At 37.8% G+C, this 14211-nt stretch carries 13 protein-coding genes; 3 read left to right on the forward strand and 10 right to left on the reverse strand.

Annotated features, from left to right (window positions below; all coding sequences use genetic code 11):
• Positions 1-16 precede the first annotated feature (16 nt).
• On the forward strand, positions 17-1444 hold the full coding sequence (locus CPS_RS20170; RefSeq protein ID WP_011045231.1) for an FAD-dependent oxidoreductase: 1428 nt from the start codon (positions 17-19) through the stop codon (positions 1442-1444).
• Between the two features lie 506 nt (positions 1445-1950).
• On the opposite strand, the gene CPS_RS20175 is transcribed toward CPS_RS20170, so the two are convergent.
• The 9 genes from CPS_RS20175 to rplU all read right to left on the reverse strand — a co-directional run bounded on the left by CPS_RS20175 (position 1951) and on the right by rplU (position 11195).
• Positions 1951-3258 (reverse strand): hypothetical protein, encoded by a 1308-nt coding sequence (locus CPS_RS20175; protein WP_011045233.1) that lies wholly within the window; start codon positions 3256-3258, stop codon positions 1951-1953.
• 830 nt (positions 3259-4088) lie between these two features.
• Positions 4089-4601, reverse strand: a complete 513-nt coding sequence (gene folA / locus CPS_RS20180) for a type 3 dihydrofolate reductase (RefSeq protein WP_011045234.1) — start codon at positions 4599-4601, stop codon at positions 4089-4091.
• 101 nt (positions 4602-4702) lie between these two features.
• On the reverse strand, positions 4703-6868 hold the full coding sequence (locus CPS_RS20185) for a peptidase domain-containing ABC transporter (RefSeq protein ID WP_011045235.1): 2166 nt from the start codon (positions 6866-6868) through the stop codon (positions 4703-4705).
• Positions 6869-7006: 138 nt separating this feature from the next.
• Positions 7007-7288: a hypothetical protein gene (locus tag CPS_RS20190; protein WP_041737151.1), complete on the reverse strand. Its 282-nt coding sequence runs from the start codon at positions 7286-7288 to the stop codon at positions 7007-7009.
• 69 nt (positions 7289-7357) lie between these two features.
• The gene (locus CPS_RS20195; RefSeq protein ID WP_011045237.1) at positions 7358-7552 is read right to left on the reverse strand and encodes a hypothetical protein; all 195 of its coding nucleotides are present in this window, start codon (positions 7550-7552) and stop codon (positions 7358-7360) included.
• Positions 7553-7756: 204 nt separating this feature from the next.
• Complete coding sequence (locus tag CPS_RS20200) at positions 7757-9013, reverse strand: HlyD family efflux transporter periplasmic adaptor subunit (protein WP_011045238.1); 1257 nt, start codon at positions 9011-9013, stop codon at positions 7757-7759.
• 281 nt (positions 9014-9294) lie between these two features.
• Positions 9295-10458: an Obg family GTPase CgtA gene (cgtA, locus tag CPS_RS20205; protein ID WP_011045239.1), complete on the reverse strand. Its 1164-nt coding sequence runs from the start codon at positions 10456-10458 to the stop codon at positions 9295-9297.
• A 152-nt stretch (positions 10459-10610) separates the two neighbouring features.
• The gene (gene rpmA, locus CPS_RS20210) at positions 10611-10868 is read right to left on the reverse strand and encodes a 50S ribosomal protein L27 (protein ID WP_011045240.1); all 258 of its coding nucleotides are present in this window, start codon (positions 10866-10868) and stop codon (positions 10611-10613) included.
• 15 nt (positions 10869-10883) lie between these two features.
• Complete coding sequence (gene rplU, locus CPS_RS20215; RefSeq protein ID WP_011045241.1) at positions 10884-11195, reverse strand: 50S ribosomal protein L21; 312 nt, start codon at positions 11193-11195, stop codon at positions 10884-10886.
• Positions 11196-11468: 273 nt separating this feature from the next.
• On the opposite strand from rplU, the gene ispB reads away from it, so the two are divergent.
• Complete coding sequence (gene ispB / locus CPS_RS20220) at positions 11469-12452, forward strand: octaprenyl diphosphate synthase (protein WP_011045242.1); 984 nt, start codon at positions 11469-11471, stop codon at positions 12450-12452.
• A gap of 109 nt (positions 12453-12561) precedes the next feature.
• On the opposite strand, the gene mdh is transcribed toward ispB, so the two are convergent.
• Positions 12562-13497, reverse strand: a complete 936-nt coding sequence (gene mdh, locus CPS_RS20225; protein ID WP_011045243.1) for a malate dehydrogenase — start codon at positions 13495-13497, stop codon at positions 12562-12564.
• Positions 13498-13736: 239 nt separating this feature from the next.
• Here mdh and argR point away from each other — a divergent pair, with 239 nt between their 5' ends.
• Entirely contained in the window at positions 13737-14210 is a 474-nt protein-coding gene (gene argR, locus CPS_RS20230) for a transcriptional regulator ArgR (RefSeq protein WP_011045244.1), read from the forward strand.
• The last annotated feature ends 1 nt before the right edge of the window (position 14211 follow it).

Consider the following 14211-nt stretch of genomic DNA (forward strand, 5'->3'; position numbering starts at 1 on the left):
ATTGAGGATTTAAATAATGAGCAAAAATGTTTATCAATTTATTGATGTAAAACGAATAGACCCAGCAAAGAAGTCGATTAGTGAACGTAAAATTAACTTCGTTGAAATTTACCAACCGATGGGTAATGAACAAAGTGCGGGTCAAGCTGACCGCTGTCTGGACTGCGGTAACCCATATTGTGAATGGAAATGCCCCGTGCATAATTACATTCCACAATGGCTTGAACTAGTCACTGAAAATCGTATCTTTGAAGCAGCTGATTTATGTCATGAAACCAACAGCTTGCCAGAGATGTGTGGTCGAGTTTGCCCACAAGATAGGCTTTGTGAATCGGCTTGTACCTTAAATGATGAGTTTGGTGCGGTAACCATAGGTAATATCGAAAAACATATTACTGATACTGCCATTGCACAGGGTTGGAAGCCCAATTTATCTCACGTAGTAAAAACAGGTAAACGTGTAGCCGTTATTGGTGCAGGTCCCGCAGGAATTGGCTGTGCTGACGTATTAACTCGTAATGGTGTTGATGTTGTGGTTTATGACAGACACGCACAAATTGGTGGTTTACTTACTTTTGGTATTCCATCGTTCAAACTAGAAAAAAGTGTTATTCAAACGCGCCGTGAAATTTTAGAAGGCATGGGTATAGAGTTTCGCTTAAATATTAATGTTGGCACTGATATTAGTTTTAAAGATATCAGTGATGAATATGATGCTGTTTTCTTAGGCTTAGGTACTTATACCGATATGAGTGGCGGCTTTGACAATGAAGGAGCTCAGGGCGTTTATAACGCATTAGATTTTTTGATTGGTAATACTCAGAATTTAATGGGATTTACTAAAGCGGACAATGCTCAAGTTAAGCCTTATGTAAATTTCAAAGATAAAAAGGTTATTGTACTGGGTGGTGGTGATACTGCCATGGATTGTGTACGTACTTCCATTAGGCAAGATGCAACAAGCGTGACGTGTGCATATCGTCGTGATGAAGCCAATATGCCTGGTTCTCCTCGCGAAGTTCAAAATGCCAAAGAAGAAGGTGTTAATTTCGAGTTTAACCTTCAGCCGCTCGACATTGCCGTGAACGAACAAGGTGTTGCTATTGGTGTTAAGTTTGTTAAAACTCAACTCGGCTCACCAGATGCTAACGGTAGACGCAACCCAGAGCCTATAGCCGACAGTGAGTTTATTATGGAAGCTGATGCCGTTGTTATTGCTTTTGGCTTTTTACCAAGCCCACCTCAATGGATGGTCGATGCTGGCGTAGAGTTAGACTCTCGTGGTCGTGTTGTTGCTGTGGATAGCTCTGACTTTGCCCTGCAAACAAGTAAGCAGAATGTCTTCGCCGGTGGTGATATGGTTCTTGGATCTGACTTAGTCGTTACTGCCATTGACCAAGGTCAAAAAGCAGCTATGGGTATCTTAGATTACGTGACTCAATAGTTAACAACTAGATAAATAATTCACCGTAATAATCTGAAAAGCTGCGCGTTTATAACGTGCAGCTTTGTTATTATCGCTATGCAACTGTAAGCTCAATCACGGAAAACTTCCGCTCTTTGCATACAGAACTCCCTTAAACATTTATTAGAAACCCTTGACGCTCTGTCATACGATAAATAATAAGCCCTGCCTTAGTGGCAAAAGTGACGGTTAAAGACCCCCCCCCTCAAACATCGTAGTTTTTTAGCACCAATAAATATTGGCGCTGATGTTCCCTTGGTGCGCTAAGCGGAAGTTACACCGAAGTAATCCCTAACGTCCGCTTGAAGCTCATAGTTACCGTTGGATTTCACATCTGGACGCTAACTTTACGTCACGAAAATAAGCTTAATTACTCACTAGTCGCAATACTTCATAATATTAGTTTAAGTAAATGAACTGACATAAATCAGCACCTTACTACATCCAATAATAAGAGTTCTGACCTGAGCCAGCATTCTTATTGTTTAGTTTGTTTCGATCGTAACATCCGCTCGACCACCTCTGCGAGGGTCAGTGCACTGACCATGTACATAACGACCATTAGCAGAGAACGGCCCTGAGTTACTTATATTAATGAAATCCCCAATTATAAACTGATCGACAACACCTGTGGTAATTGACACATCGGTGAGTTTTGACGAACCCTTAGATTTATTAGGATGCCACCAATGGTGCCCTGGTTTGCTATCTATCCACCAGATCAAATAGAGATCAACTGGCTCATCTTCTTTAACAAAAAAGATATCATTATTTTTGTAATGCCTGGACAATTCGCCGGTTTGATCTGCCAGACAGGCTTCAAAATCATCAATGCATTGAATGACAGAATCTGGCGCCAATAACCACCCATTTTGAGCAAAGCCACTTGCGTACCCCTTACGTGGGTTATTTCTTGTAGGATAAAACACCTCGGGTCTCTTAACCCTGATCCCATATCCGTCAGGCAATTTTTGTTTAATTTCACGTGGCAATTTACCGACCTTTGATAGCTGTTCAAAGAGAAGTTCACCTGATCTCGCATCCACCATATCAATTGGACCCGCGTAAGCAAACGTCACAAAACTCGTTAAATTTTCTTTACAAGCAGGTACTTGAGATGCCCCGACAATGGGTTGCTCATCATAAACAGGATCATATCTGTAGACTCCCCAATCCACATCCTTTGGACCCGTTAACGTACTAAATAACACTGAGCTTTCGCGGGGTCGTGGGGCTCCGGGAAGGAGCGCGCAATGGTAATCTAAATCAGGAAAATCTGAAGCACTAGGATCTCCCGGCTGTCCAAGATCAACACACTGACCCGGCAAATTAATAACAGATCCATCCATAGGGTTATTTATTTGCCGTGGGCACTGGAAAGGATTTGGGTTATCAGGGAAACAAGGGATATACCCTTCTTCCAGCTCGAGCCCCAAACTAGAAGGGTCAGGGACTGGAGTTCGCGATATTTCAATAATATCGACAGGGAATTCAAAACTCCAATCATCCTGACTAGTGAAACCACAGAAAAAGTTTGGTGGTGTATTATCTGTACCCAAGTATATATTTGCTGATCCTGCTTTAGGGTCGGTTGAACCTACCGCAGTAAAATCACACTCACCTCTAACCGGCTCAGCAAAACCGTTCTTGGTAAAATGATTGTCATTGCGAACACGCTCTCCTTCGTAGGCCGGTAAGTGAGCAAAAAGATTACTACTAGCAAAAAACAAACTAGAGGTTAAAAATACCAAAAAGAATTTTATATAGCTTAACTTGCTTAAGTATTGTCGCATAAGAACTCCTAACTAAAAGCTTGGGATAATTACATGATACTCTCAACAATTTTGAGACAGTCCAGATAATTGACCTCCCTACTAAAGCTTCAGAGATGTCCAATACTGCATCTATAAATTTGCCTAATTGTTCTTTATTGTCTTGGAATTAATTCACAATAATACAAGGGTAATAATGAGTATCCGATATAACGATTAACTCATTTTCAGTATCAATGGCCTGATTTTAATAGTAGCTACTACCTTTCGTTAAGTAAAGTTTAACTAAGATGCCCACTACGCTACTATCATTGCGATATATAAATTCCCTGAAAATATTACTTGTTTGATTATTTAATGCCTCAGATAGGAGGCAGAGAAGGAAAGAAATAGTTTCTCTTGTTAGTTATTAATACAGCATTTAAAAAGCCACATTCAGGCTGAACGACTCAACGACGAAAGTCATCATTAAAAGACTCATGTTTTTATCTATGGGGAACTTCCGCTATTAGGAGACTGTTAACCTAAAGTGATTGTTCAGTCATGTTCGCTGTAGATCAAAATATACTAAAAATTTCAGTATAAATTCCCAATGCTAATGACCGCAGTGTGGCATTAGTGATCATGATTAATTTCAATCTAATTCAGTGATTGGTAATATCAAAAATGATCCGTAGTAACAGATATCTTAGATTACGTAATCCACTAACTCATAGCTATATAAATAATTACCTTAATACGTAGTTATCTGAACAATAAAAAAGGTACGTTCAAAACGTACCTTGTTTATTATCTTTCTCAACTTGGTATATATCTTATCAAGTCTAATAACTGCTCTTACTCAAGTATTTCTAGCTAGCTATTCGCTCGTAAACACAAAAGTCTAATTGATGAATATTCTTTTCATCGCTCTCTCTAAGCTCACTACTTACTTTTTCCCAACTGCCGTCCTCATAATTGGGAAATTTAGTATCGCCATCAATAGCAGCTTTAATATGAGTAATGTATAAACGGTCTGCTTTTGGTAAACAATGCGCATAAATTGCACCACCACCAATCACCATAATCTCTTCAGCGCCTTCAATACCATCGCTGCCATCAACTAAAGCCAGAGCTTGCTCTACTGAAGTAACACTATCAATGCCTTCTGCTTGATAGTGTTCATCACGAGAAATAACAATATTACGTCGACCTGGTAAAGGTCTACCAATGGATTCAAACGTTTTACGTCCCATAATAATAGGTTTACCTAGAGTGACTTTTTTAAAATAGGCTAAGTCTGCAGGCAAGTGCCAAGGCATATCATTATCTTTGCCAATTATATTGTTATCAGCCGTCGCAACTATCATCGATAAAATGGTCATACAAAACTCTCAAAATTATTTTCTATATTATCGCTAAAAAAAAGATAAAAAAAAGCACTTGTTTATAAAAATTTACAAGTGCACGATATCTGCATAAAAATCTAGATTACAGCTTCCGAATAACTTTCATCTAAGTCCATTAATACACCATCCTTCAATATGTAAACTTGCTCAGCCATATTGATTGTTTCTTGTCGGTGAGCAATCATGATCCGCGTAATTGGCAAATGTTGGATCTGTTCACTAATTTTCGCTTCATTTTCTTTATCTAAGTGACTTGTTGCTTCATCCATAAATAACACGCAAGGAGATTGGTATAGGGCACGAGCAAGTAGTAACCGCTGAATTTGGCCACCAGATAAATTAGACCCCATATCACCTACAAGTGAATTATAACCCATGGTCATCTTGTTAACATCGTCATGAATTGCAGATAAGTGAGCGCACTTTTCTATTTTTAGGTAATTTGGTTGGGGATCAAAAAAACTGATATTATCCGCAATAGAACCTGCCAGTAGCGTATCACCTTGCATAACTGCCGCTATTTTCTTACGGTAATTTTTTAAACCAACATGATTAATATCTTTACCATCAAGCATTACTTTACCTGAAGTGGGTTGCAATAAACCCAGCATAATTTTCATTAGAGTCGTTTTTCCTGATCCTGATGGACCAGTGATAACAATCGAGTCCCCTGCTTTTACTGACAAATTAATATTATTTAATATTGGTGTTTGATCGTCGCTGTAACTAAAGCAGATATTTTCTAGTGTTAATTGTCCTTTTGGTTCATCAGCCTCACTATTTGAAAAAACATCTTCACCTTCCCGGTTAGCTTCTTGTTCAGTCAAAGCAATATCGGCAATACGGTCAAGGTGTAAACGCATCATTTTAAATTGAATAATTTGTTCTATTAAATTAGCAAACCTATTTGTTAATTGTCCTTTATAGGCGATAAAAGCCAGCACCATACCTACGGACAAACTATTAGCCATTACCATGATGGCAGCAAAATAAATAACTAAGACATTTTCTAAACCAAACAACAGTTTGTTGAACGAGTCAAAACTGATATTTAACCTTCCTAAACTGATTTCACTATTAATGACATCAGCATAACGATTTTGCCATATTCCTTGACGCTGTGACTCATTGCTAAAGAGCTTGATAGCTTGCATGCCACGAATATTTTCTAAGAAATTAGACTGCTCCTTAGCAGAACTTTGAATCAATTCTTCGGTAGCTTGATGCAGTGGGCGATATAGCATTAAGCGTATTATGGTATATAATACTATTGCACTAAGCACTACCGCAGTGAGCTTCAAAGAGTAGAGCGCCATCATTATCAAGACAGTAATAGCCATGACACCATCGACTAACGTTTCGACAAAACCAGTGGTAATACGCTCGCGTATTTGAGCAAGAGAACCAAAACGAGAAACAATGTCACCAATATGTCGTGACTCAAAATAGTTCATTGGCAAGCGTAATAAATGTCTAAGCAGATTCACCCCCATTTGTATATTGAGCAAGCTAGAAAGGCGTAATATCAACCAACTACGCACCGCATTTGTGACAACAGAAATTACAACGATTAAGGCAAAACCAATAGCTAATACCGTAAGTAAGGGTTTATCAAAACTTATCAGTACTTCATCGATTACCCATTGCATATAATAGGGGGTCATTAGTGCAAACACTTGCAACACTAGCGATAAACTAATCAATTTAACAAGCCCAGCTTTTAAACCCGACATTGAACTCCACAGTTGGGTGAATTTCATGCGGCTTTGTTCTTGCTTTATTTCAAATTTATTTGTAGGTGTAAGCTCTAAGCATATGCCAGTAAAGTGCTTACTAAACTCTTCCGTAGATAATGTGAGCTTGCCAACAGCGGGATCATTGATCAAATACTTAACTGACTTTCCCTTGCCTGACACTTGGGTTAGCACAACAAAATGATTTAAGTCCCAATGTAAAATGCAAGGTGTCGCTAATTTATGTACTTCTTCAACAGAGCACTGTAAAGCACGACAGGCTAACCCTAAACTATCACCTAACTCAATAAGCTGCTGGAGATTCATCCCCTTTAAATTGGCAGAAAAGCGCTTGCGCATGGCGACTAAATCTAATTGATGACCATAAAATGAAGCTATCATGGCGATAGAAGCTAAACCGCACTCAGCAATTTCAGCTTGGAGGACCAAAGGAGTTGTCTTTGATACTGTAAATTTAAGTCGTTGTTGATTAGGCGAAGTTTTTATCATTTATTATTAAGTTATTTTTTATTTAAAATATATTCGAATATAGAAGCAATAATGATTGAAAACATAATAATAGTTAAATCTACTTTAAAATAGAAAGCAAAAAAAACTATAACTATTACCATCACAGTTCCCAGTTTTTCAAACTTCATCATTAACAGCCTTTAAAGGAAATATGTAAGCATGGAGATGCTGATAAGATAATGAATAAACCATTATCGCAACAAAAAAAATATAACCTAAAACATCAAAGTCATTTCTAAAAAAAAGAAAAGCCCCTCCTCCCAATACCACAGGCATAGCAATAAAATATACATAATCAAACTCAACTTTTTTTCTACAATTTACACAATCAACACTTTTCTTCTTAAGTAAGTCGTATTCTTTTATTAGGTTTTTTTTACAATTAGGACACTTTCTCAAACCACATCTCCTTATTAATTTAAACGTATAAACGCCCATTCATATTAGGGCGTTTATATTTTGTACTAATTAATTATTATTTTTATGCCCACCCCAAACGTGCTCAACTAAACCATATGTGGCCAAACCTAAAGAAGCTCTTCTAAGTAAATAGCCCCCTAAAGTTCGAGCCCCTGCTGAACCAGCAAAAGCTAGGGCAAAGCCTAGTAAATGTACTATTCCACCATTTACTTCTTTAATTTCGTTTACGTTTAATTCACGCATAATGATTTACCTCTTAATTATCGGTATACTACCGATGTTGATTGCTAACAATTGTTAGCTATTAATAGGCTAGATTGATTCGTCCAACAAAAGCTGAGTCAATCTAGCCACTTTATTTATATTTAAGTCATAGTGACTCAAACAGTAAATAATTTGTTAGCCAAAAAATAATAATATTCTTATAATCTTGGTAATTTTTCCTTTCTACGATATACGGCCCCGTAAACTATAGATAGGCTCTAACAACCATTCAATGAGTGAGCGCTTTTCCAGCATAATATCTGCCTCAAACAACATGCCACTTTTTAAGTCAAACGATTTACCAAAAGCCTTCATTTGTTGTTGATTTAATTTTGCTCGTAAACGGTAAACAGGCTCCTGTAATGCAATGGGTAATTGTATTTCACTGGGTGTAATCAGTGTCTGATCAATACGAATAATTTCACTATTGATAAAACCAAAACGTTGATAAGGAAAAGCATCAAAGCGTAGGCGGGTATTATTACCAACTTGAATAAATCCAGCAGATCGTGTGGGTAGTAAAAGCTCCGCAATAAGCTCTGAGCCCTCAGGTAGTATGTGCAGTAGCGGTTTAGATTGTGCTTTAGATTGCGATAAGGTTTCACCTTCTACAACCTGAACCCCAGTTACTACACCGTTGTTGCTTGCTGTGATGGTGTATTTATAGTTACTCGCAACTTGGACTAATTGACGCTGAAGATCTGCTTGTTGGCGTTTAAGGTTGTTAATACGCAAGGTATATTGCTGAGGAATATTTTTAATATTGAACGCTATTTGGTTTAATTGATTTTGATGTTGAAGCAACAAACGGGCAATATTTTGTTTTTCTTGTTTCGCTTCGAGTAGCGCTTGCTGTTGGCGATCATTTTCTAAGTTAGATAAATAACCACTTTTATTTAGTTGATTAAAATCTAACTGTTGCTCAGTCAACAGCGTTAACTTTTCATCAGCCAATTCTAATTGATCTTCCAGTGCGATTTTTTCATTATCTAACGCCATATTTTGAGCGTAAAGATTAGATAACTCTTGTTTTTTTAAGGTCTGATGTTGCGATATTTCATCAATCAGTAAATTTGCTTGAGCATTGAGTTGTTCGGCAAGTTGCGTACTTAAATCAATACCATTGCTATTATTTTGTTGAACGATAATAGTTGCAAGTGATTGACCTTTTAAAACCTTATCACCTTCTTTTACCCATAATTTTTCTATGGTGCCGCCTTGATTAGCAAAACTTTTAATAACACCTTTATTTGGCATTAAAAAGCCACGGACGGTTTCTTTACGAGAGTATTCAGCACTAAAAAGGAAGGTAATAATGGCGATAGCAATTGAGACTAAAATGAGTACAGTTAGTTTGATAGATAATGGTTGAGCTAAGGTAATAGCACCTGTTAAACGCTCACTTTGATGTGAAATAGCTTCCCTTCTAAATAGTGACATATCAATCCTTTGAATATGTAGTCGATAAAGTTACATCTGTTAAAAAACCTCGTCTAGTAATTATATTAGCTAAAAATAGATATAAATAAAGCCAGATTTGCAGAAAATTAAAAATTGTAAATAAAGTCAATTAGTATCAGCAACTTAAAATAACAAATATTGTTTAGCATTTAAAAGCGATCCTCAAGTCGATTTCAATCAGAGTTAGGTAAGCTAAAAACAAGACAAAAAAAAGCACTTGTTTATAAAAATAAACAAGTGCTTAGTATCAACATGGTATGTTATTGACGATATTCTACTTCAACATCGTAATCATCTTCATCCCAGTCGTCATCATCTAGGTCGTCATCTTGAGAATGAGCAGCGATAGTTTCTTCATGGTAAGTATCCCATTTAAACTCAACGGTTTTACCATCAATCACTTCTTCTTCTTCAGGCGGTAATTCTTCAATGAAGGTCATTACTTTCTGCGTTAATTCTTTTGTACCTGAACGATTAAAAGCAGAGATGCTATGCACCTCACCTTTCCAATCAAGACCGGCTATAATAGCATCAGTAATTTCTTTTGCTTCTTCTTCAAGTACTAAATCAAGTTTATTGAAGACAACCCAACGAGGCTTTCCTGCCAGTTTTTCATTATGCTGTTCTAGCTCGCTGATAATTACTTTAGCGTTCTCTAATGGGTCTGAGCCATCAACAGGCATAATATCAATAACGTGTAATAATATACGACAACGTTCAAGATGTTTTAAGAACTGTGTTCCTAAACCTGCACCGTCAGCTGCACCTTCGATAATTCCTGGGATATCAGCAATAACAAAACTACGCTGTGTATCTAAACGTACTACACCTAAATTAGGTACTAAGGTAGTAAATGGGTAATCAGCTACTTTCGGTGTTGCTGCTGAAACACTGCGTATTAAAGTAGACTTACCTGCATTAGGTAGACCTAACAGGCCAACATCAGCAAGTAACAATAATTCAAGTTTGAGGCTACGAATTTCACCTGGCGTACCATCAGTTCTTTGACGAGGTGAACGGTTAGTACTACTTTTAAAACGTAAATTACCTAAACCATGCCAGCCACCTTTAGCAACAAGCATCTTTTGGCCTTTATAAGTTAAATCACCAATTTGCTCACCCGTGTCTTGATCGACAGCGCGTGTTCCAACCGGTACTTTTAACACTAAATCTTCAGAGCCTTTACCTGTACAATTCTGCGGTTGACCATTTTGTCCACGTTTAGCACGATGAAAACGTTCAAAACGGTAATCGATTAAGGTATTTAAACCTTCGTCAGCCATTAAATAAACATCGCCGCCATCGCCGCCATCACCACCATTAGGGCCGCCATACTCAATAAATTTTTCTTTACGGAAACTGACACAGCCGTTGCCGCCATCACCCGCTTCAACTCTGATCTCAACTTCATCAACAAATTTCATGGAATCTCAATAACCCTAATATGGTAATTCTTGTTCAATTATGATTAGTATAAACTATTTTTGACCGACTAAAAATGAATCTCTACTCAGTCAAAAAAAAACTAAAAAAAAACCTCGCTATGAAGCGAGGTTTTTATAAATCGAAGCTTATATTAGTCAGCGATAATGCTAACAAACTTACGACTCTTTGGACCTTTAACTTCAAATTGTACTTTACCGTCAGATAAAGCAAATAAAGTATGATCTTTACCGATACCCATGTTGCTACCAGCGTGGAAACGAGTACCACGTTGACGAACAATAATGTTACCAGCTAAAACAGATTCGCCACCAAAGCGCTTAACACCTAGGCGTTTTGCTTCTGAATCGCGACCATTTCGAGTACTACCCGCAGCTTTCTTATGTGCCATGTCTAAATGCTCCTATTAGCCGTTAATACCAGTAATCTTCACTTCAGTGAACCATTGACGATGGCCCGCTTGCTTACGTGAATGCTTACGACGTTTAAATTTAACGATAGTAATTTTAGGAGCACGAGCTTGTGTAACAACCTCAGCAACTACTTTACCACCAGCAACATAAGGCGCGCCTACATTGATGTTATCGCCATTAGCGATCATTAAAACGTTATCAAATTCTACTGTTGCGCCTACTTCAAGCTCAAGCTTTTCTAGACGAACTGTTTGTCCTTCGGTTACACGATGCTGTTTACCACCGCTTTGGAATACCGCGTACATAGCTACTCCGTACTGCGTCATTATATATGTGACGCTAATTTTAAAAAATATAGGTCGCGAATTCTACTCGAAGAAACTACCTAGGGCAAGTCTAAAAGTGATCATTTATTAACTTTATTGACCATTTATGCTTTTTAATTACTTTTGCTCTAAGAAATTAGAACAAAGCCAGCAGAAAGCTACTTTTGCCTAAAATTTAGTGTAAACTTTCCCATATCAACTAATTGAATACATTTGATTATTAACTAATCAAAATAGCTAAAGAAAAGTGGTATGGGCAATAAAGACAGTATTAAAGCAATACAGGCATTAGCGCAAAGCGATATGGCGGCAGTAAATGATCTTATTTATGATCAATTACAATCTGATGTCGCACTCATTAATCAACTCGGTATATATATTGTTAACGGTGGCGGCAAGCGTATGCGCCCAATGTTAACAGTGTTGGCGGCTAGAGCATTCGCATACCAAGGTGACAAACATTTGGAAATTGCGGCAATTATTGAGTTTATTCATACTGCAACCTTACTCCATGATGATGTCGTCGATGAGTCGAATATGCGTCGTGGCAGAGAAACCGCTAATGCTTTATTTGGTAATAGCGCCAGCGTACTAGTCGGTGATTTTCTTTATACTCGCTCTTTCCAGATGATGACTAAATTGGGTGATATGCGCATTATGGATATTTTATCTGAGGCCACTAATATAGTTGCTGAAGGTGAAGTATTACAGTTAATGAACTGCAATGATGCAAGCACCACCGAAGAAAGTTATATGCAGGTCATTTATTGTAAAACGGCGAAATTGTTTGAAGCCGCAACACGCCTTGCTGCCGTTATAGCGAAGCAAGATGCTAAAATAGAGCAAGCCATGGCAGACTATGGTAAGTATTTAGGTACTGCATTCCAGTTAGTTGATGACATTATGGATTATACTGCTGATGCTAAAGAAATGGGCAAAAATGTCGGTGATGATCTTGCTGAAGGTAAACCAACATTACCATTATTATATGCTATGAAGCACGGTAATGAGGCTCAACAGAAATTAATTAAAGAAGCTATTGAGCTTGGTAATGGCATGGATAACCTTGAGTTGATTCTTCAAGCGATGGAAGAAACAGGTTCTTTACGTTATACCCAGAAACAAGCTGAAATTGAAGCTGATAAAGCCATCAAGGCACTCAACGTCATTGCTGATAGTGAACACAAACAAGCGCTTATTTCTTTAGCACATATAGCTGCTAATCGAAGCCATTAATGTTGTAGCCATTATGAATTAATATGTTAATTCGCACCCAAAATTAACACATAAAAAAACGCTGTTATCAATCGATAACAGCGTTTTTTATTGTCGGTTTTAAGGCTGCTTAGCTAGCCATAAAATCAACACCTTCTTGAATATCTTTTTTCAAGGTAGCAAGCATATCTTCTTTAGCTTTTTGTTCAAAAGCGCTTAACTCACCGTAAGGTAAAATTTCACTTACACCGTTAACGCCTAAACGTACAGGTTGTGCGAAAAACTGTGCATCAGCACCGTTACCTTCAACATAAGCGTAATCTACAACATCTTCACCTTGTAGACCTTTAACTAAAGACATACAAAAACGTGCTGCTGCTGCGCCCATTGAAAGTGTAGCTGAACCGCCACCCGCTTTAGCTTCAACTACTTCAGTACCTGCATTCTGGATGCGAGGAGTAAGTGCTGCAACTTCTTCATCTGAGAAAGTAGCGCCTTCAACTTGAGATAGTAATGGTAAAATAGTTGTTCCTGAGTGACCACCAATAACTGGTACTTTAACAGTAGCAACATCTAAGCCTTTAAGTTCAGCAACAAAAGCTTCACTGCGGATAACATCTAATGTAGTAACACCGAAAAGACGAGCTGCATCATAAGTGCCAGCTTTTTTGAATACTTCAGCAACAATTGGAACAGTACCGTTAACTGGGTTAGTAATTACACCTACCAATGCTTTAGGACAGCTAGCAACAATGCCTTCAGCCAATACTTTAATAATACCAGCATTTACGTTGAATAAATCAGCACGGTCCATACCTGGCTTACGCGGCATACCAGCTGGAATTAAAACGATATCAGCACCTGTTAATGCACCGTTAAGGTCGTCACGACCAAAACCAGCAACTTTAACGTCAGTTGGGATGTGTGATAAATCTACAGCAACACCTGGAACAACAGGCGCAACATCATATAAAGATAACTCAGAACCTGCTGGTAATTGAGTTTTTAATAGTAATGATAATGCTTGACCAATACCGCCTGCGGCGCCTAAAACAGCTACTTTCATGTGATTTCTCCGAAACTAAGTGGGTTTAATTAGTGTAAAATTTGTTATTAAAATATTATTCGAGTAAATACGTTAATTTTTTGCTGACCAAAAGATATAGCATAAGCCAGTAAAAAACAATTGTTATACTCTATTACTCAGATATTAACTTTCAGTATTCTGATGCGATGACGTATACTATCTTTATTTATACTGATTACAAACGCCACTTTAGTCTACTACAGGGTTGATTACGCATTATGAGCGGTTTACAAAAACAAGAAGCACTCGTACAAGAATTTAAAGATTTACTTAAACAAGAACAGTTTGGCTCTCAAGGTGAAATCGTTGATGCACTGAAAGCCAATGGTTTTGACAATATCAGTCAATCAAAAATATCTCGTATGCTCAGTAAGTTTGGCGCAGTAAGAACACGAAATGCTCGCCAAGAGATGGTCTATTGTTTACCTGCTGAATTGGGCGTACCTACCGCACAAAGCCCTCTTAAGCAGCTAGTATTAGAAATAGAGCACAACGAAGTTATGATCATCATTCAAACTAGCCCGGGGGCTGCGCAATTAATTGCCAGACTTCTTGATAGTTTAAGTAAAAGTGATGGCGTACTTGGTACTATTGCTGGTGATGATACTATTTTCATTGCTCCTAGCGATGTCAGTAAAATTAATGAAACCATCAAAAAATTAGAGCAGCTATTCTCTAAAAACTTAACCTAAA

This window comes from Colwellia psychrerythraea 34H, from assembly GCF_000012325.1.
In the GTDB taxonomy this organism is placed as follows: Bacteria; Pseudomonadota; Gammaproteobacteria; order Enterobacterales; family Alteromonadaceae; genus Colwellia; species Colwellia psychrerythraea_A.